This window comes from Frateuria sp. Soil773, assembly GCF_001428405.1.
GTDB lineage: Bacteria > Pseudomonadota > Gammaproteobacteria > Xanthomonadales > Rhodanobacteraceae > LMSL01.
In genome coordinates, this window is sequence record NZ_LMSL01000041.1 from 106,331 (window position 1) to 124,589 (window position 18,259).

Sequence of the window (18,259 nt, forward strand, 5' to 3'; positions counted from 1 at the left end):
AACCGAGCTGCACGGCACGCCCCGACAGTAACAAGGCCCGTGGGCGGCAAACAGCAACTATGCCGAATTCCGCATCCGGCAGGGGCAAGCTTGCCTAGACGCCAAAACGCCCCCGGCAGGAACATGGCGGCATGCATACCGTCCATGTCATCGACTCGCACACCGGCGGCGAGCCCACCCGCGTCGTCCTCGGCGGCCTGCCCGACCTGGGCGACGTCTCCCTCGCCGAGCAGCGCCAGCGTTTCCGCGACCGGCACGACGCCTGGCGCAGCGCGATCACCTGCGAGCCGCGGGGATCGAGCGCCATGGTCGGCGCCCTGTTGCGGCCGGCGCGCAGCCCGGGCGCCTGCACCGGGGTGATCTTCTTCAACAACGTGGGCTACCTGGGCATGTGCGGGCACGGCACCATCGGCGTGATCCGCACCCTGGCGCACCTTGGCCGGCTCGCGCCGGGCCGGCACAGCGTGGACACCCCGGTGGGCACCGTGGGGGTGAAGCTGCATGCCGACGGGCGCGTCTCGGTCGACAACGTGGAAAGCTACCGGCTCGAGGCCGGCATGGAGATCGACGTGCCGGGCTACGGCCGCGTGCGCGGCGACATCGCCTGGGGCGGCAACTGGTTCTTCATCACCGACGACGCCCCGCTGCCGCTGGACATCGTCCACCGGCGCGAGCTGACCGCCTATACCGAGGCGATCAGATACGCCCTGACCGACGCCGGCATCCGCGGCGACGACGGCGGCGAGATCGACCATATCGAGGTCAACGCCAGGTCCGCCTCGCCCGATGCCGACGCGCGCAATTTCGTGCTCTGCCCCGGCATGGCCTACGACCGCTCGCCCTGCGGCACCGGCACCAGCGCCAAGCTGGCCTGCCTCGCCGCCGACGGCAAGCTGGCGCCGGGCGCCGTCTGGCGGCAGGAGAGCATCCTGGGCAGCGTGTTCGAGGCGCGCTACGTGAACGGCGCGCGCGGCGTGCTGCCGCAGATCACCGGTACCGCGCACGTCACCGCGCAGGCCACGCTGCTGATCGACGACGACGATCCGTTCGCCTGGGGCAGCGGCGGGGAATGAACGGCTACGACCTCATCGTGGTGGGCGCCGGCATCGTCGGCGCCAGTTGCGCCGATGAGGCGGCCGCCGCCGGGCTGCGCGTCGCGATCGTCGAGCCCGGCCCGATCGGCGGCGGCGCCACCGCCTGCGCGATGGGGCACCTGGTGGCGATGGACGACGACCCGGCGGAACTGGCGCTGGCGCGCCATTCGCTGCACCGCTGGGAGGAGTTCGCCGACCTCGCCGAGGCCGAGTTCAGCCGCTGCGGCACCTTGTGGGTCGCCCGCAACGAAGCGGAGGCCGCAGGCATCGCGCAGCGCGTCGCGCGGCTGGAAGCCTCCGGCGGCGAGGCGCACGCCGTCGACGCGCAGGCGCTGTACCGGCTCGAACCGGCGCTGGCCCCCGGGCTGTGCGGCGGCATGCTGGTGCCGCGCGAGGCCGTGGTATATCCGCCGCGGATGGCGCTGCACCTGGTCCGCCGCGCGCGGCAACGCGGCGCGGTGCTGTACGCCGGCCGCGCCGCGCGCCGGCTGGGCAGGGCCGCGGTGACCCTGGACGACGGCACCGTGCTGGCCGGCCCCACCCTGGTCGCCACCGGCTGCGCATTGCCCGAACTGCTGCCGCAATTGCCGCTGCGCCCGCGCAAGGGACACCTGCTCATCACCGACCGCTACCCGGGGCTGCTGCATCACCAGGTGCTCGAACTGGGCTACGCCGACAGCGCGCACGGCCACGCCGGCAGCAGCGTCGCCTTCAACGTGCAGCCGCGCCCGACCGGGCAGATCCTGATCGGCTCCTCGCGCGAATTCGACGTGGCCGATCCGTCGGTTTCCGCGCCGATGCTGCAACGCATGCTGCAGCGCGCCTTCGACTTCATGCCGGCCCTGCGCGGGCTGCGCGCGATCCGCGCCTGGACCGGGTTCCGCCCCGCCACGCCGGACGGGCGTCCCTATCTCGGCGCCGTTCCCGGCCGCGCCGACCTGTGGGTCGCCGCGGGCCACGAGGGGCTGGGCGTCACCACCGCGCTGGGCAGCGCCCAGTTGATGCTCGACCTGCTGCTGGGGCGCACCCCGGCGATCGACCCTGCGCCCTACGCGCCGGCGAGGGCGCTCGCATGAACGCGGCCGGCGTCGTGCGGCTCAGCGTGGACGGCGAGCCGGTCGCCGTGCCGGCCGGCAGCAGCGTGGCCGCCGCGGTCGCCAGGGTGACGACCCGCTTCCGCCGCTCGGTGCGCGGCGAGCCGCGCGCGCCGGTGTGCGGCATGGGCGTGTGCTTCGAATGCCGCGTGCGGATCGACGGCGTACCCCACCAGCGCGCATGCATCACGCCGGCGCGCGACGGCATGCAGGTGAACACCGATGACTGAGCGCTACGACGTACTGGTCGTCGGCGCCGGCCCGGCGGGACTGGCCGCGGCGCAGGCCGCCGCCAGCCACGGCGCGCGGGTCGGCCTGCTCGATGCGCAGGCCCGCCACGGCGGCCAGGTCTGGCGCCACGACGTGCGCCGGGGCGCGCCGCGCGCCGCGCGAAAAGCCCTGGACGCGCTCGCGCGCCGGCGCGTGGAATGGCTGCCGCAGCACCAGATCGTCGCGGCCGGACGTCGCACGCTGCTGGCGGAAACGCCGCAGACCGCGGTGCGGCTCGTCTTCGGCGCCCTGGTGCTGGCTACCGGCGCGCGCGAACTGCTGCTGCCCTTCCCCGGCTGGACGCTGCCCGGCGTGACCGGCGCCGGCGGCCTGCAGGCGCTCGCCAAGCAGGGCTGGCCGGTCGCCGGCAAGCGCGTGGCGGTGGCCGGCAGCGGCCCGCTGCTGCTGGCCGCCGCCGCCACGCTGCGCCGGCATGGCGCGCACGTGCTGGGCATCCACGAGCAGGCGCCTGCCACGGCCGTCTCGGCGTTCGCGCGGCAGTTGTGGCGCTGGCCCGCGCGCGTCGCGCAGGCCGCGGCGCTGCGCGCGACGCTGGCCGGGGTGCCCTACCGCTTCGGCTCGTTCGTGCGCGCGGCGCACGGCATCGACGCGCTGGAAGGCATCGACATCGAAGACGCGCACGGCTCGCGGCGGATCGCCTGCGACATGCTCGCCGTCGGCTACGGCCTGGTGCCGAACGTCGAGCTGGCCGCCCTGCTCGGCTGCGCCACCGACGACGCCGGCACGCATCCGCGCGTGCAGGTGGACCGCATGCTGCGCACCAGCGTCGCCAACATCTACGCCGCCGGCGAGCTGTGCGGCGTGGGCGGCCTCGCCGCCGCCCGCATCGAAGGCGCCATCGCCGGGCACGTCGCCGCCGGCGCCATCGCCGCCGCGACCGATCTGCTTCCCGCGCGCGAGCGCGAGCGCCGCTTCGCCCGCCTGCTCGCGCGGCACTTCGCGCTCGACGCGCGCCTGCGCGCGCTGGCCGACGGCGACACCGTCGTCTGCCGCTGCGAGGACGTCGCGCTGGCCGCGCTGGACGGGTTCGACGACGCCCGCGCCGCCAAGCTCGCCACGCGCTGCGGCATGGGCGCGTGCCAGGGCCGCGTCTGCGGCAGCGCGCTGGCCGAGCTCGGCCGCTTTCCGCGCGGCGGCTTCCGTCCGCCGCTGTTTCCCGCGCGGCTGGCCTCGCTGGCCGCCGCCGACCTGTCCCTCCCCGACTCGTCCATTCCCGACCTGTCTACCTGACGACCAACGAGGCTTATCCGCATGAGCAAGCAGTCCATCTGGCGCGGCGTCATTCCTGCCATCACCACTCCCTTCACCGACGACGGCAAGGTCGATCATGCGTTCCTCGCCAGGCACGCCCGCATCATGCTCGACGCCGGCTGCACCGGCATCGTGCCGCTGGGCTCGCTGGGCGAAGGCGCCACGCTGGGCTTCGACGAGAAGGTCGCGATCATGCGCACCCTGGTCGAGGCGCTGGACGGCGCGCCGGTCATCCCCGGCATCGCCGCGCTGTCCACCGACGAGGCCGTGCGGCTGGCGCGCGCGGCCAAGGCGGTCGGCTGCGCCGGCCTGATGGTGCTGCCGCCTTACGTGTATTCCACCGACTGGCGCGAAATGGGCGCGCACGTCTCGGCGGTGATCGCCGCCACCGACCTGCCGTGCATGCTCTACAACAACCCGCTGGCCTACAAGACCGACTTCTCGCCCGGGCAGTTGGCGGCGCTGGCGGCCGAATACCCCAACGTGCAGGCGGTGAAGGAATCCTCCGGCGACGTGCGCCGCATCGCCGGCCTAAAGGCGCTGATCGGCGACCGGCTGGAGATCCTGGTCGGCGTGGACGACATCATCGTGGAGAGCCTGCAGATGGGCGCCACCGGCTGGATCGCCGGCATGGTCAACGCCTTCCCGAAGGAATCGGTGGAGCTGTTCGAGCGCGCCAGCCAGCCGGGCGGCGTCGAGGCCACCGCCGAGCTCTACGCCTGGTTCCTGCCAACGCTGCGCATGGACACCGTGCCCAAGTTCGTGCAGCTCATCAAGCTGGCGCAGGAAGTGGCGGGCCTGGGCAGCGAGCGCGTGCGCGCGCCGCGCCTGGTGCTGGAAGGCGCCGAGCGGGAAGCCGCGCTGCGCGAGATCCGCGCCGCCGTCGCCAACCGCCCGGGGCGCTGAGATGGACGTCCAGCCGTTGCTGATCGCCGGCGAATGGCGCGCCGCGCCGGCATCCTGCAAGCGCCTGCGCGCCGTCGATCCGGCCACCGGCGAAGCGATCGGGCCGGACTTCCCGGTCAGCGGCGAAGCCGACGTGGAAGCGGCGCTGGCCAGCGCCAGCGCCGCGGCCGACGAACTCGCGGCGGCGCCGCCGTCGCGCATCGCCGGCTTCCTCGACGGCTACGCCCAGGCGATCGACGACGACGCGGCGGCGCTGGTCGCGCTGGCGCACGCGGAGACCGCGCTGCCGGCGGACACCCGGCTGGCCAAGGTGGAGCTGCCGCGCACCAGCCGGCAGTTGCGGCTGGCCGCGCAGGCGGTGCGCGACTACGCCTGGACGCAGCCGGTGATCGACACCGCCGCCGACCTGCGCTCGCACTACGCGCCGCTGCACAAGCCGGTGCTGGTGTTCGGCCCGAACAATTTCCCGTTCGCCTTCAACGCCGCCGCCGGCAGCGACTTCGCCTCGGCCATCGCGGCGCGCAACCCGGTGATCGCCAAGGCGCACCCGTCGCACCCGGCGACCAGCCAGCGGCTGGCCGAGCTGGCGCACCGCGCCCTGCTGCAGGCCGGCCTGCCCGCCGCGTCGATGCAACTGCTCTACCAGTTCGACCGTCGCCTCGGCCTGGAGCTTGCCGGCGACGCGCGGCTGGGCGCGATCGGCTTCACCGGCAGCCGCAGCGGCGGCCTCGCGCTGAAGGCCGCCGCCGACCAGGCCGGCATCCCGATGTACGCGGAACTGTCCAGCGTCAACCCGGTGTTCCTGCTGCCCGGCGCGCTGGCCGAGCGCGGCGCCGCGCTGGCGCAGGAATTCTTCGCCTCGTGCACGATGGGCAGCGGCCAGTTCTGCACCAACCCCGGCCTCGTCGTGGTGCCTGAGGGCGACGCCGGCGACGCTTTCGTCAACGCCGCCATCGCGCTGTTCAACGCCGCGCCACCGGGCGTGCTGTTCTCCCGCGGCGTGCGCGACCAGTTGGAGCAGGCGGTGACCGCACTGCGCGACTGGGGCGCGGTCTGCCTCGCCGGCGGCACTTCCGCCGGCCCGGGCTTCCGCTTCCGCGCCACCCTGCTGCAGGTCGGCGCGCGGGCGTTCCTCAAGCACCCGCTCGAACTGCAGCGCGAGGCGTTCGGCCCGGCCAGCCTGCTGGTGCGCGCACGCGACCTCGACGACATGCTGGCGGTGACCGCCGGCCTCGAAGGCAACCTCACCGGCACGCTGTACGGCGCCACCGACGGCGGCGACGACGAGGCCATGGCGCGGCTGGCGCAGCGCCTGCGCCCGCGCGTCGGCCGGCTGATCGCCAACCGCATGCCGACCGGCGTGGCGGTGAGCGCGGCGATGAACCACGGCGGCCCGTACCCGAGCACCGGCCACCCCGGCTTCACCGCCGTCGGCATGCCCGCGGCGATCCGCCGCTTCGCCGCGCTGCACTGCTACGACAACGTCGCCGACCACCTGCTGCCGCCGGAGCTGCGCGACCGCAATCCCGGCGGCGTCGCGCGGCAGGTGGACGGCCAGTGGCGCAGCGACGACCTCCCGCCGCCGAGCCCCGCGCCGTGACCGCGCCGCGCAGCGACCGCCAGATCGGCGGCCTCGACCTCGACCGGGCGCGCGCCGGCCTGAGCCGCTGGCCGGCGACCGCCGCGCCGATCGGCAAGGACGAATACCGGCAGCGCCTGCAGCGCGCGCGGACGCTGATGCGGGAATCGGGCGTCGATGCGCTGCTGGTCACCGCCGGCGCCTCGCTGCGCTATTTCAGCGGTATAGGCTGGGGCGCCAGCGAGCGGCTGGTCGGCCTGCTGCTGACCGCGCAGGGCGAGCCCGTCGTGGTCTGCCCGGCGTTCGAGACCGGCTCGCTGGAACATGTGCTGCAGATCGACGCCGACGTGCGCACCTGGGAAGAGCACGAAAGCCCGCACGCGCTGGTGGCCGCCGCGCTGCGCGAGCGCCACGCCCGTAGCCTCGCGCTCGACCCGGCCGCCGCGTACACCGTCGCCGTGCGGCTGCGCGAGGCCCTGGGCGGGCAGCCGCTCGCCGACGCCAGCCCGATCATCGACGGCTGCCGCATGTGCAAGTCGGCCGCCGAACTGGCGCTGATGCAGCAGGCCACCGCGATGACCCTGCAGGTGCACCGGCTGGCCGCCGGCGTGCTGCGCGAGGGCATCGGCAACCGCGAGCTGGTGCGCTTCATCGACGAGGCGCACCGCGCGCTGGGCGCCGACAACGGCTCCACCTTCTGCATCGTGCAGTTCGGCCAGGCCACCGCCTACCCGCACGGCATCCCCGGCGAGCAGCACCTGGCCGCGGACGAGCTGGTGCTGATCGACACCGGCTGCTCGGTGCAGGGCTACAACTCCGACATCACGCGCAGCTACGTGTTCGGACGTCCGAACGCCGAGCAGGCGCGCATCTGGGAACTGGAGCACGCCGCGCAGCGCGCCGCGTTCGAGGCGGTGCGCCCCGGCGTGCCGTGCGAGGCGGTGGACGCCGCCGCGCGCGCGGTGGTGGAACGCGCCGGCCTGGGCCCGGACTACCGCCTGCCCGGCATCCCGCACCGCACCGGCCACGGCTGCGGCCTGAGCATCCACGAGACGCCCTACCTGGTGCGCGGCGACGCCACCGCGCTGCAGCCCGGCATGTGCTGCAGCAACGAGCCGATGATCGTGCTGCCCGACCGCTTCGGCATCCGCCTGGAAGACCACTTCCACGTCACCGCCGACGGCGCGGCGTGGTTCACCGAACCCTCGCCCGCCATCGACCAGCCCTTCGCCTGACCGCCACCGGAGCGCCGCCATGTCCACGCTGATCGCCCGCCTCTGCCTCGCCGCCTGCCTGGGCGCTTCCTTCGCCGCCTCTGCCGCCTCCGCAGACAGCGACGCCGCGCAGCGCTTCCGCGCGATCTACACGCAGGAATGGGACTGGCGCCAGCAGCAATTCGCCGGCGCCGACGACGAGGACACCCAGGCGCTGCCGGCCGACCACCTACCGCGCGTCGACGCCGCCACCCAGGCCATGCGCGAGCGCTACTGGGCCGACGTGCTGGAGCGGCTCGACGCCATCCCGGCCGACGCCCTGCACGGCGACGAGCGGGTGAGCTACGAGGTCTACCGCAACCAGGTCGAGGCGCTGCTGGCCGACCAGCGCTTCCGCACCTGGCAGATGCCGTTCAACAGCGACACCTCGTTCTGGGGCAACCTCGGCTTCACCGCGCGCCGGCCGCTGCGCAACGCCGCCGACTACCGCCGCTACATCGGCCTGCTGCGCGACGTCCCGCGCTATTTCGACGAGCAGATCGCCAACATGCGCGCCGGCCTCGCGCGCGGTTTCAGCGTGCCGCGCGCGACGCTCGCCGGGCGCGACCAGTCGATCGCCAACGTGGCCCGCGCCAAGGACGCCGACAGCCTGTTCTACGAACCGTTCCGGCAGATGCCCGCGAGCATCCCGGCCGGCCAGCAGGCCCTCCTGCGCGCCGATGGCCTCGCCGCGATCCGCGACGCGGTCGCGCCGGCCCACGCGCGGCTGCTCGACTTCATCCGCAACGTCTACATGAAGCAGGCGCGCGACAGCCTGGCCGCCGAGGCGATGCCGGACGGCAAGGCGTTCTACCGCGCGCAGATCCGCAAGTTCACCACGCTGGACATGAGCCCCGACGCGATCCACGCGCTGGGCCTGAAGGAAGTCGCGCGGCTGCACGCGGACATGGAGCGCACCATCGGCGAGACCGGCTTCAAGGGCAGCTTCGCCGCGTTCCTGCACTACCTGCGCACCGACCCGAAGTTCTATCCCAGGAGCGCCGACGAGTTGCTCAAGCAGGCCGCCTGGATCGCCAACCGGGTCAACGGCAAGCTCGGCCAGTACGTCGGCCGGCTGCCGCGCCAGCGCTTCGTGATCGAGCCGGTGCCGGCGGAGCTGGCGCCGTTCTACACCGGCGGGCGCGGCGGCGCCGGCTACTACATGGTCAACACCTACGACCTGCCCTCGCGCCCGCTGTACGCGCTCACCGCGCTGACCCTGCACGAGTCCGCGCCCGGCCACGCGCTGCAGATGCCGCTGGCGGCCGAACACGAGGGGCTGCCGGATTTCCGCCGCAACACCTACATCTCCGCCTTCGGCGAAGGCTGGGCGCTGTACTCGGAACGGCTGGGCCTGGAGATGGGCCTGTACGACACGCCGTACGACCGCTTCGGCTACCTCGGCTACCAGATGTGGCGCGCCTGCCGGCTGGTGGTCGATACCGGCATCCACCACCTGGGCTGGAGCCGCGCGCAGGCCATCGCCTACATGCGCGAGAACACCGCGCTGGGCGAGCACGAGATCGAGACCGAGGTGGACCGCTACATCGCCTGGCCCGGCCAGGCGCTGGCCTACTACCTCGGCGAGATGGCCATCGTGCAGGCGCGCGAGCGCGCCGAGAAGGCGCTGGGCGAGCGCTTCGACCTGCGCGCCTTCCACGACGCCGTGCTGGCGCTGGGCTCGGTGCCGCTGCCGGTGCTGCAGCAGCAGATCGACCGCTTCATCGCGGACGGAGGGAAATCCCCTTACGACGAGAAACGCTGACCGGGCCGCGGGCCGCCGGGGGGCGGACCGCGGACGCCGGCACACACCGTGCGTGCCGCCATGCCGGCGCATGCGGGCACACATAAGACAAGGTTCCGGTCTACGCCGGGACGACGAAAACCACGGTCGTCGACGGCGTTCCAGCGACGCGCTCTAGGGGGAGAAACCGATGGGACTGATCCACGAACTGGCCCGGCGCAAGTCGGTGGAATCGCTGCAGGACGAGGCGTCCACGCGCGGCAGCGGCCTGCGCCGCGTGCTCGGGCTGGGGCACCTCACCGCGATCGGCCTGGGCGGCATCATCGGCGTGGGCATCTTCGTGCTGTCCGGCACGGTGGCCGCCACCCATGCCGGGCCAGCGGTGGTGCTGTCGTTCCTGATCGCCGGCATCGCCAGCGCGGCCGCCGCGCTGTGCTATGCCGAGTTCGCCGGGCTGATCCCGGTCTCCGGCAGCGCCTACACCTACGGCTACGCCGTGCTCGGCGAGTTCGCCGGCTGGATCATCGGCTGGGACCTCCTGCTGGAGTACGCGCTGATCGCCGCGGTGGTGGCGGTGGGCTGGTCCGGCTACGTGCAGGCGCTGCTGGACGCCGCCGGCCTGCCGCTGCCGGCGTGGGCGCAGGGTGCCTGGGGCAGTGCGCCCGGCCGGGTGGTGAACCTGCCGGCCATCGTGGTCTCGCTGGCGATCACCGCCCTGCTGGCGGCGCGCATGGAATGGGGCGCGCGCTTCAACACGCTGATCGTGGCGATCAAGATCGCCGGCGCGGCGCTGATCGTGATCGTCGGCGCCGCCTGGGTGAAGCCGGAACGCTGGCATCCGTTCATGCCGTTCGGCATGCACGGCGTGGTGACCGGCGCGGCGGTGGTGTTCTTCGCCGTGTTCGGCTACGACATGCTGACCACCGCCGCCGAGGAGTCGAAGAACCCGCAGCGCGACCTGCCGCGCGCGGTGCTGCTGTCGCTGGGCATCGCGATGCTGCTGTACTTCGCGATCTGCCTGGTGCTCACCGGCATCGTGCCGTACACCACGCTGGACAACGCCGCGCCGGTGGCCGGCGCGTTCACCCGGATCGGGCTGCCGTGGGCGATGGTGGTGATCTCGCTGGCGTCGGTGTGCGGCATCACCAGCGTGATCTTCGCCAACCTGCTGGCCGGCGCACGGATCGGCTTCAGCCTCGGCCGCGACGGCCTGCTGCCGGCATGGTTCGCCAGCGTGCATCCGCGCTGGCGCACGCCGCACCGCTCCACCGTGCTGCTGGGCGCGGTGACCACCGCGGCGGCCGGGCTGTTCCCGCTCGACGAGCTGGCCAAGCTGGTGAACATCGGCGTGCTCAGCGCCTTCATCGTGATCTGCGCCGCCGTGGTCGTGCTGCGCCTGCGCCGGCCGGACCTGCACCGCCCGTTCCGCACGCCGCTGATGCCCTGGGTGCCGCTGGTCGGCGTGGGCTTCTCGTGCTGGCTGATCTGGGGGCTGCCCGCGATCACCTACGCACGCTTCGCGGTGTGGCTGGCGATCGGCTGCGCGGTGTACTTCGGCTACGGCCGCCGGCACAGCCGGCTGGCTGTCGCCCCGCCCGGCTGAGGCGCGCTCAAGGCCGGTTCAAAGCATCCCAGTTGGATTGGAATCTCCTCACGCTCCCCGCTCGTCATTCCTGCGAGGCGCTTTTCAACAGCCGCATGGCTGGTCAAGCAGGAATCCAGTGACTTTTCCCATCCTCAAAACCCAAAGGCACTGGATCCCAGCTTTCGCTGGGATGACGCTTCGTAGGAGATATTTAGGAGACTTTGAACAAGCTCTCAGGACCGGGCCAGCCGGCGGTAGTGGCGCGGCGTCAGGCCGGTCAACTGGCGAAACTGGCGCGACAGGCTGCTCTGGTCGCAGAAGCCGGCGAGCTGCGCGACCTGCGCGATCGGCGCGGTGCCGTCGGCGAGCAGCTTGGCGGCCCGGTCGATGCGGATCTTCTGCAGGTACTGCCCGGTGGAAAGCTGGAACAGCTTCTTCATGCGCCGGTCGAACTGCGCGCCGGTCAGCCCGGAGCGCCGCGCCAGTTCGTCCACCCGCAGCGGCATCGCCAGGTGGGCGTGCATGTAGTCGATCGCCTCGGCGAATCCCTCGTCGACCATGCCCGTGCGGCTGGGCTCGACCAGGTCCTTCGAGACGCAGGCCAGGCCGATCACCTGGCCCGCCGCGTCGCGCAGCGGCTCCTTGGTGGTGAGGCACCAGCCGGTGCTGCGGTCCGGGTACAGGGTGAGGTCGAGGCTGTCGATCAGCGGCTGGCCGGTGCGGAAGAGCTGGTCGTCCTGGCGCCGGTAGCGCTCGGCCATCGGCTCCGGGAACAGGTCGAAGGCGGTCAGCCCCACCGCGACCTGCCGGCTCGCCAGGCCGCAGCGCGCCACGCAGGTCTCGCTCATCCACACGTAGCGGCCGTGCCGGTCCTTTACCGAGAAAACGATGTCCGCCAGCCGGTCGAACAGGGCGGTGACGAACAGTCCCTGGCCGAGCTGGTGCATGAACGACGCCTGCCACTCCCGCTTGTCCGTCATCGGCCGATGCCTCGCTCCGGCGGATTTGTCTCCATTCCACGGCCAGGCGCCGCTTGGCGCCAAGACGCCCCCCGCCCTCCTTCCTAGGATGCCCCGACCGTGCTGCCGGAGCAGGCCCCAGGGGCCATCCGCTGCGCGGCGGACCACAGGGGGTCATCACATGGGAGGGATCATGAACAACTGCACGAGAACCATGCCGCTGCGCGGCATGCTGCCCGCCGTCCTGCTGCTTGCCAGCATGGCCGGCCATGCCAGCCAAGCGCCGCAGTCCAGTTTGCCACCGCCGCACGCCGAAGCTTTGCGGCTCGCGTCACCTCTTGCAACACCAGTGAAACATCAGCAGAGCCGCCGCCTGACGCCGGCCGAGCGGCCGCCGCAATCGGCCTCGCGCGAGCACCTGCGCGCCGACTACGACCGGCCCTCCCGCGGCACCGCCCGCGCCAGCCTGATGCGGCTGGCGGCGACCGCCTGCACCCCGCAGGCCTTCGCCTCGGCCAGCGGCAGCCAACTGGTCTCGCTGGTGCGCGGCGCCGACGTCGATACCTGCATCAACACCCTGTTCGGCGTCACCGGCGCCACCGCGGGGCAGATCTTCGCCGAGAGCAAGATGGCCACCATCGCCGACGCGCTGCGCAACGATGCCGCCAGCTACGCGGGAAGCAACGCCAACGGCGCCCTGCAGCTGATCCTGTTCCTGCGCGCCGGCTACTACGTGCAGTACTACGACCCGGCCGACGTCGGCAGCTACGGCACGTTGCTGCGCAACGCGATCCGTCCGGCGCTCGACGCCTTCGTCGCCAACCCGCACTTCCGCGACGTCAACGACAGCCACGGGGCAGTGCTGGCGGAGTTCGTCACGCTGATCGACAGCTCGGGCGAGAACGCGCACCAGTTGCCCACGCTGAAGGGGCTGCTCGACCGCTACGGCAGCAGCTACCACGGCTACTGGTACATGATGGCGGCGGTGAACAACGTGTTCACCGTGCTGTTCCGCGGCCACTACAACGCCGACTTCGTCGCCGCCGTGCAGGCCGACGCCTCCATCACCACCTCGCTGTCCGGCTTCGTCGACCGCAACGCCGCCGAGGCCGGCACCGACAACGAATACCTGCTGTCCAACGCGGGGCGCGAACTGGCCCGCTTCCTCCAGTACGCATCGCTGCAGTCCACGGTGCGGCCGAAGGTCAAGAGCATCCTGGACCGCTACGCGATGACCGGGGCCGGCGCCTCGATCTGGGTGGGCACCGCGGACACCGCGGACTACTACGACCACGCCAGTTGCGGCTACTACGGCATCTGCGACTTCCGCACCCAGCTTGCGCAGGCGGTGCTGCCGGTCGACTACCAGTGCAGCGCCGACCTGCACCTGCGCGCGCAGGCGCTGACCCCGGCGCAGGTCAGCGAGACCTGCAGCAAGGTGATCAACGAGGAGGGCTTCTTCCACCAGAAGCTGCAGGACGGCAACACGCCGGTCGCCGACGACGACAACCACTCGCTCGAACTGGTGATCTTCCACAGCAGCAGCGATTACCAGACCTATTCCGGCGTGCTGTTCGGCAACGACACCAACAACGGCGGCATCTACCTCGAAGGCGACCCGTCGGCCCCCGGCAACCAGGCGCGTTTCCTCGCCTACGAGGCCGAGTGGCTGCGTCCCAGCTTCGAGATCTGGAACCTCACCCACGAGTACGTGCACTACCTCGACGGCCGCTTCGACATGTACGGCGACTTCAACGCCGCCATGTCCACGCCGACCGTGTGGTGGGTGGAGGGCCTGGCCGAGTACATCTCCTACAGCTACCGCGGGCTTGCCTACCCGGAGGCGATCGAGGACGCCGGCACCCAGCAGTACCCGCTCAGCACCATCCTGGCCAACGACTACAACAGCGGCACGGAACGGGTCTACCGCTGGGGCTACCTCGGCGTGCGCTACATGTTCGAGAACCATCCCAGCGAGGTGACCAGCATCCTGGGCTACTTCCGGCCGGGCAACTACAGCGGCTACGCCAGCTACCTCGGCTCCATCGGCACCAGCCACGACAGCGACTGGAACACCTGGCTAGGCTGCCTCAACGCGCACGACGGCGACACGTCCACCTGCAGTTCCGGCACCGGCAACCCGCCCCTGCCCGGCTGCACCGGCAGCGACCCGCGCATGCTCGACAACGGCTGCGAGCGCACCGTGCCGACCACCTCGCGCGCCGGCGACCTGCAGTACTTCTACGTGTACGTGCCCGGCGGCACGCAGCAGCTCACCGTGCGCACCAGCGGCGGCAGCGGCAACGGCGACCTCTACGTCAGCACGCACGGCTGGCCGTCCACGTCGAGCTACGACGCCAGGTCGGCCACCTCGGGCAACACCGAGAGCGTCACCCTCAACCGGCCGCCCGCGGGCTATGCCTACATCGCCGTGTCCGCCACCACGCCGATCAGCGGCATGCGGATCAGCCTGACGATGACGCCGTAACCGTCAGGGCATGAACGGACCGGCCCGGCCGCTTCGGCCGGGCCGGTTTTTCCGCGCGCGGCGACATCCGCCATGCAGGCGGACGGCCTGCCGGCTCAGCCGCCGGACTTCATCGCCCCGCCATCCTTCGGCATCGCGCCGCCGTGCTCCATGCCGTCCTTCTTCATCGCATGCTTCATCGCCTTGTGCGGCTTGCCCTTGGACATGCCGTCCATCGCGCCGCCCTTGTTCATCGCGGCATCGCCCTGCATGGCGTCGTGCTTCGTCGTGCCTTGTTTCATGGCGTCGTTCCGCATGGCGCCATGCCGCATGGCGTCCTGCTTCATCGCATCGTTCTTCATCGCATCGTGCTGCATGGCATCGTGCTGCATGGCATCGCCGCTGCCGCCGGATCGGGGCATGGCATCCTGCGCCAGCGTGGGCAGGCCGATCACGGCGCCCATGAGGGCGGCGGCGAGTACGAGAGTGCGGTTCATGCGTATCTCCTGGACAAGAAAGGAAGCGGCCATCGCCGCACCTTTTCCTTCGCCGTCCATCGTCGTGCGGTTACCTCCTAGAGCCTATCCACGATCTTCAGGCGTTCCCTCCATGAAACGTCATCCCAGCGGCTCTCAACGGCCGCAGGAATGACGGGGGAGAAGGTTGGGCCGACGGATAGATCGTGAACGGCTTCCTGGAGCCTTGGCCAAAACCCTTGCGCACCCGTTCCATCCGCCATTTCCGGGACTTTCAACGGCCGCAGGGTCGATCGGGCAGGAAGCGCCTCAATGAAAGATGCCCGGGAGCTTCGAGCAAGCTCTCAACGCGGCGCGAGCAGCCGGCCGCCCATCGCGGCGTTCGCCGCCACCACCAGGCCCACCGCGACCGCGTGCATCAGCAGGTCGGTGGCGGCCGCGTCGAACGCGTGGCAGATCTCCAGCAAGGCGGCCGAGGCGCCCGCGCTGGCCAGGCCGATCATTGCCGCGGTGAGCACCGGCCGCAGCGGGCAGGCGCGCCGCAGCAGCACGATCAGCAGCGCGGACAGCGGCACCGAGAAGCCGACGATGAACAGCAGGCAGTCGCTGGACTCGTGCATGCTGGCGACGTGGGTCTGCGGCGCGATCCATTCGCGCAGGCAGCCGAGCCCGCTGGCTCCGATCCACAGCAGCGCGCCCGGCAGCGGCAGCCACGCCCACGCGCGGCGCCGTCCCGGCACGCCCAGCGAGAACGCCGCCCAGGCCGCGCCGACCGCGGTGAGCAGCGCACCGATGCCGGCCCAGGCCAGGTCCGGCGCGCCGCGCCAGCGGTGCTGCATGTCCGCCACGCCGTAGTGCGCCAGCAGCGCCGCGGCGATCAGCGCCACCGCCAGCAGCCAGCCCGCCGCGCGCCGCCACGGTGGCGGCAGCCGGCGCACCGGCGCCAGTTCCGTGCTCAGCGCGTCGATCAACGCATCGTGGCGGCGTGGCTCGGACATGGTGCTCAATCGTCTCCGTGGAAGCGGCCGCGCAGGGCCTTCAAGGCGCGATGCAGGTTCACCTTCAGCGCCGTGGTGGAGCGGCCGGTGCGCTCGGCCGCCTCGGCCAGCGAGCGTTCCTTCAGGCCCAACTGCTCCACCGCCTCGCGCTGGCCCGGCGGCAGGGCGGCGATCGCCGCGCGCAGGCGTTCGGCCTGCTGCGCGCGCTCGGCCTGGCCGGTGGTGTCGTCGGCGGCGGGATGGCTGGCCATCGCCCGTTCGTCGCTCAGTTCGCGGCGCTCGCGGCGGCCGCCCTTGCGCAGGCCGTCGATGGCGCGCCGGGCGGCGATCGCCGCCAGCCAGGCGTCGTAGGAACGCGACGGATCGTAGGTATGGCGTACGCGGTGCACGGTCAGCAAGGTCTCCTGCACCACGTCGTCGAGCTGGTCGTGCGCGACGCCCTGGCGGTGCGCCACCGCGCGGATCAGCGCCACCGAATCGGCCAGCACGCGCTCGTAGGCGCGCTTGTCGCCGGCCTGCGCCGCCGCCATCCAGGCGGCGCGGCGCCGCTCGGTGGCATCGCTGGCATTGGCCGGTTCCACGCTCACGTCGACGTCGCCGCCCGTCCACAGGGAAAGGCCGCTATCTAGAACCATCGGACCATCGGCGGTCAAGGCAGGCGACATGCTCGCTCCGTGCGGGGGTTGCCCGGGGGTTCGCCGCACCCGCGCGCCGGGTTACCTCGTATAACCTCGGCGGCGCGAGGTAACCGCCACGCCGCCGCCGGCGAATAGCCCGGCGAACCCACTACGGAACATGCCTCCATGCTCGTGCTGATCCTCGCCTACCTGGGCGGTGTGCTGACCATCCTCAGCCCCTGCATCCTGCCGGTACTGCCGTTCGTGTTCGCACGCTCGGACCGGCCGTTCCTGCGCAACGGCCTGCCGATGCTGCTGGGCATGGCGCTCACCTTCGCCCTGGTCGCCACGCTGGCGGCGGTCGGCGGCGGCTGGGCGGTGCACGCGAACCAGTACGGCCGCATCGCCGCGCTGGTGGTGCTGGCCTTCCTCGGCCTTACCCTGCTGTCGACCCGCCTGGCCGAGTGGCTGACGCGGCCGTTCGTGGCGCTGGGCAACCGGCTGTCGCAGCGCCAGGCCGGCGACGAGGGCGGCTCGGTGTGGTCGGCCGTCGGCCTGGGCATCGCCACCGGCCTGCTGTGGGCGCCGTGCGCCGGACCGATCCTCGGCCTGCTGCTGACCGGCGCCGCGCTCAACGGCGCCAGCGTGCAGACCACCCTGCTGCTGCTCACCTACGCGGCCGGCGCGGCCACCTCGCTGGCGCTGGCCCTGCTGATCGGCGGCAAGGTGTTCGCCCTGATGAAGCGCTCGCTCGGCGCCGGCGAATGGGTGCGCCGCGCGCTCGGCGTGCTGGTGCTGTGCGGCGTGGCGGCGATCGCGCTGGGTCTGGATACCGGCCTGCTGACCCGCGTATCGCTGGCCAGCACCGGCGGCATCGAGCAGAAGCTGGTCGATGCGGTGCGCCCGGCGCCCAGGCCCGAGCCGGCGCGCCCGGCCGGCGCGCCGCTGCCGGTGGAAGGCGAGCTGCCGTCGCTGGCCGGTGCCACGCAATGGCTCAACTCGCCGGCACTGACGCCGCAATCGCTGCGCGGCAAGGTCGTGCTGGTCGATTTCTGGACCTACTCCTGCATCAACTGCCTGCGCTCGCTGCCCTACGTCGAAGCCTGGCACGACAAGTACAAGGACCACGGCCTGGTGGTGATCGGCGTGCACGCGCCGGAATTCGCCTTCGAGAAGCAACCGGCCAACGTGGCGAAGGCTGTGCGCGAACTCGGCGTGCGCTATCCGGTCGCGCTCGACAACGACTACGCGATCTGGAAGGGCTTCGACAACGAGTACTGGCCCGCGCACTACTTCGTCGACGCGAAGGGGAACATCCGCGCCCACCACTTCGGCGAAGGCGAGTACGCGCAGAGCGAGGACACCATCCGCCAGCTGCTGGCCGAGGCGGGCTACAAAGACCTTCCCGGCGGCTACGTGCAGCCCGGCGCGAAGGGCGCGCAGGCGGCCGGTTCGGGCGACGGCGGCCGCTCGCCGGAAACCTACGTCGGCTACGCGCGCAGCGCGAACTTCGCCGGCGGGCGGATCGCCCACGACGACAGCTGGGCCTACCGCGCGCCTGCCACGCTGATGGCGAACCAGTGGGCGCTCGACGGCCAGTGGAGCATCCACGACGAGAACGCCAGGCTCGATCGTGCCGGCGGCCGCATCGTCTACCGCTTCCGCGGCCGCGACCTGCACCTGGTGCTCGGCCCCGGCAGCGACGGCAAACCGGTGCGCTTCCGCGTCGCCATCGACGGCAAGCCGCCGGGCGCCGACCACGGCATGGACACCGATGCCGACGGCAACGGCACGGTGAGCGAGCAGCGCCTGTACCAGCTGGTGCGCCAGGCCCACGGCAGCGGCGAGCGGCTGTTCGAGATCACCTTCCTCGACCCCGGCGTGCAGGCGTACGCCTTCACCTTCGGCTGAGCCGGGGCCGCCCCGTCGTTCTCTCCACGGAGAC

At 72.1% G+C, this 18,259-nt stretch carries 15 protein-coding genes; 11 read left to right on the forward strand and 4 right to left on the reverse strand.

Features of this window, described 5'->3' with window-relative positions; translation table 11 throughout:
• Positions 1-131: 131 nt before the first annotated feature.
• The 9 genes from ASG87_RS16315 to ASG87_RS16355 all read left to right on the forward strand — a co-directional run bounded on the left by ASG87_RS16315 (position 132) and on the right by ASG87_RS16355 (position 10,815).
• The gene (locus tag ASG87_RS16315) at positions 132-1,073 is read left to right on the forward strand and encodes a proline racemase family protein (RefSeq protein ID WP_056007651.1); all 942 of its coding nucleotides are present in this window, start codon (positions 132-134) and stop codon (positions 1,071-1,073) included.
• Positions 1,070-2,170, forward strand: coding sequence for an FAD-dependent oxidoreductase (locus ASG87_RS16320; RefSeq protein ID WP_056007654.1), 1,101 nt, complete (start codon positions 1,070-1,072; stop codon positions 2,168-2,170). Before ASG87_RS16315 ends, ASG87_RS16320 begins: the two co-directional genes overlap by 4 nt.
• The gene (locus ASG87_RS16325) at positions 2,167-2,418 is read left to right on the forward strand and encodes a (2Fe-2S)-binding protein (RefSeq protein ID WP_056007657.1); all 252 of its coding nucleotides are present in this window, start codon (positions 2,167-2,169) and stop codon (positions 2,416-2,418) included. Before ASG87_RS16320 ends, ASG87_RS16325 begins: the two co-directional genes overlap by 4 nt.
• Positions 2,411-3,709, forward strand: a complete 1,299-nt coding sequence (locus ASG87_RS16330; RefSeq protein ID WP_056007660.1) for an FAD-dependent oxidoreductase — start codon at positions 2,411-2,413, stop codon at positions 3,707-3,709. Before ASG87_RS16325 ends, ASG87_RS16330 begins: the two co-directional genes overlap by 8 nt.
• Positions 3,710-3,730: 21 nt before the next feature.
• Positions 3,731-4,636, forward strand: a complete 906-nt coding sequence (locus ASG87_RS16335; protein ID WP_056007663.1) for a dihydrodipicolinate synthase family protein — start codon at positions 3,731-3,733, stop codon at positions 4,634-4,636.
• A 1-nt stretch (position 4,637) separates the two neighbouring features.
• Positions 4,638-6,236, forward strand: a complete 1,599-nt coding sequence (locus tag ASG87_RS16340; protein ID WP_056007666.1) for an aldehyde dehydrogenase family protein — start codon at positions 4,638-4,640, stop codon at positions 6,234-6,236.
• Complete coding sequence (locus ASG87_RS16345) at positions 6,233-7,450, forward strand: Xaa-Pro peptidase family protein (protein WP_056009009.1); 1,218 nt, start codon at positions 6,233-6,235, stop codon at positions 7,448-7,450. Before ASG87_RS16340 ends, ASG87_RS16345 begins: the two co-directional genes overlap by 4 nt.
• 19 nt (positions 7,451-7,469) lie before the next feature.
• The gene (locus ASG87_RS16350; protein WP_056007669.1) at positions 7,470-9,233 is read left to right on the forward strand and encodes a DUF885 family protein; all 1,764 of its coding nucleotides are present in this window, start codon (positions 7,470-7,472) and stop codon (positions 9,231-9,233) included.
• 169 nt (positions 9,234-9,402) lie between these two features.
• Positions 9,403-10,815, forward strand: a complete 1,413-nt coding sequence (locus tag ASG87_RS16355) for an amino acid permease (RefSeq protein ID WP_056007673.1) — start codon at positions 9,403-9,405, stop codon at positions 10,813-10,815.
• A 215-nt stretch (positions 10,816-11,030) separates the two neighbouring features.
• Here ASG87_RS16355 and ASG87_RS16360 read toward each other — a convergent pair whose 3' ends face one another.
• On the reverse strand, positions 11,031-11,777 hold the full coding sequence (locus ASG87_RS16360) for a helix-turn-helix domain-containing protein (RefSeq protein ID WP_056007676.1): 747 nt from the start codon (positions 11,775-11,777) through the stop codon (positions 11,031-11,033).
• A gap of 328 nt (positions 11,778-12,105) precedes the next feature.
• On the opposite strand from ASG87_RS16360, the gene ASG87_RS16365 reads away from it, so the two are divergent.
• The gene (locus ASG87_RS16365) at positions 12,106-14,244 is read left to right on the forward strand and encodes a M9 family metallopeptidase (protein WP_056007679.1); all 2,139 of its coding nucleotides are present in this window, start codon (positions 12,106-12,108) and stop codon (positions 14,242-14,244) included.
• Between the two features lie 95 nt (positions 14,245-14,339).
• Here ASG87_RS16365 and ASG87_RS19650 read toward each other — a convergent pair whose 3' ends face one another.
• The 3 genes from ASG87_RS19650 to ASG87_RS16380 form a co-directional block, all read right to left on the reverse strand.
• Entirely contained in the window at positions 14,340-14,720 is a 381-nt protein-coding gene (locus tag ASG87_RS19650; RefSeq protein WP_082583042.1) for a pentapeptide MXKDX repeat protein, read from the reverse strand.
• 323 nt (positions 14,721-15,043) lie between these two features.
• A complete protein-coding gene (locus ASG87_RS16375) occupies positions 15,044-15,697 on the reverse strand; it encodes an NrsF family protein (RefSeq protein ID WP_056007684.1) in 654 nt (217 codons plus the stop codon).
• Between the two features lie 5 nt (positions 15,698-15,702).
• On the reverse strand, positions 15,703-16,362 hold the full coding sequence (locus tag ASG87_RS16380) for a sigma-70 family RNA polymerase sigma factor (RefSeq protein WP_082583043.1): 660 nt from the start codon (positions 16,360-16,362) through the stop codon (positions 15,703-15,705).
• A 138-nt stretch (positions 16,363-16,500) separates the two neighbouring features.
• On the opposite strand from ASG87_RS16380, the gene ASG87_RS16385 reads away from it, so the two are divergent.
• Entirely contained in the window at positions 16,501-18,225 is a 1,725-nt protein-coding gene (locus ASG87_RS16385) for a cytochrome c biogenesis protein DipZ (protein ID WP_056007687.1), read from the forward strand.
• Positions 18,226-18,259: the final 34 nt, after the last annotated feature.

Coding starts and splice junctions, on each gene's coding strand:
- ASG87_RS16340 (WP_056007666.1), top strand. CDS start 4,638: ATGGACGTCCAGCCGTTGCTGATCGCCGGCGAATGGCGCGCCGCGCCG.
- ASG87_RS16325 (WP_056007657.1), top strand. CDS start 2,167: ATGAACGCGGCCGGCGTCGTGCGGCTCAGCGTGGACGGCGAGCCGGTC.
- ASG87_RS16315 (WP_056007651.1), top strand. CDS start 132: ATGCATACCGTCCATGTCATCGACTCGCACACCGGCGGCGAGCCCACC.
- ASG87_RS16360 (WP_056007676.1), bottom strand. CDS start 11,777: ATGACGGACAAGCGGGAGTGGCAGGCGTCGTTCATGCACCAGCTCGGC.
- ASG87_RS19650 (WP_082583042.1), bottom strand. CDS start 14,720: ATGAACCGCACTCTCGTACTCGCCGCCGCCCTCATGGGCGCCGTGATC.
- ASG87_RS16375 (WP_056007684.1), bottom strand. CDS start 15,697: ATGTCCGAGCCACGCCGCCACGATGCGTTGATCGACGCGCTGAGCACG.
- ASG87_RS16350 (WP_056007669.1), top strand. CDS start 7,470: ATGTCCACGCTGATCGCCCGCCTCTGCCTCGCCGCCTGCCTGGGCGCT.
- ASG87_RS16320 (WP_056007654.1), top strand. CDS start 1,070: ATGAACGGCTACGACCTCATCGTGGTGGGCGCCGGCATCGTCGGCGCC.
- ASG87_RS16335 (WP_056007663.1), top strand. CDS start 3,731: ATGAGCAAGCAGTCCATCTGGCGCGGCGTCATTCCTGCCATCACCACT.
- ASG87_RS16330 (WP_056007660.1), top strand. CDS start 2,411: ATGACTGAGCGCTACGACGTACTGGTCGTCGGCGCCGGCCCGGCGGGA.
- ASG87_RS16355 (WP_056007673.1), top strand. CDS start 9,403: ATGGGACTGATCCACGAACTGGCCCGGCGCAAGTCGGTGGAATCGCTG.
- ASG87_RS16385 (WP_056007687.1), top strand. CDS start 16,501: ATGCTCGTGCTGATCCTCGCCTACCTGGGCGGTGTGCTGACCATCCTC.
- ASG87_RS16380 (WP_082583043.1), bottom strand. CDS start 16,362: ATGTCGCCTGCCTTGACCGCCGATGGTCCGATGGTTCTAGATAGCGGC.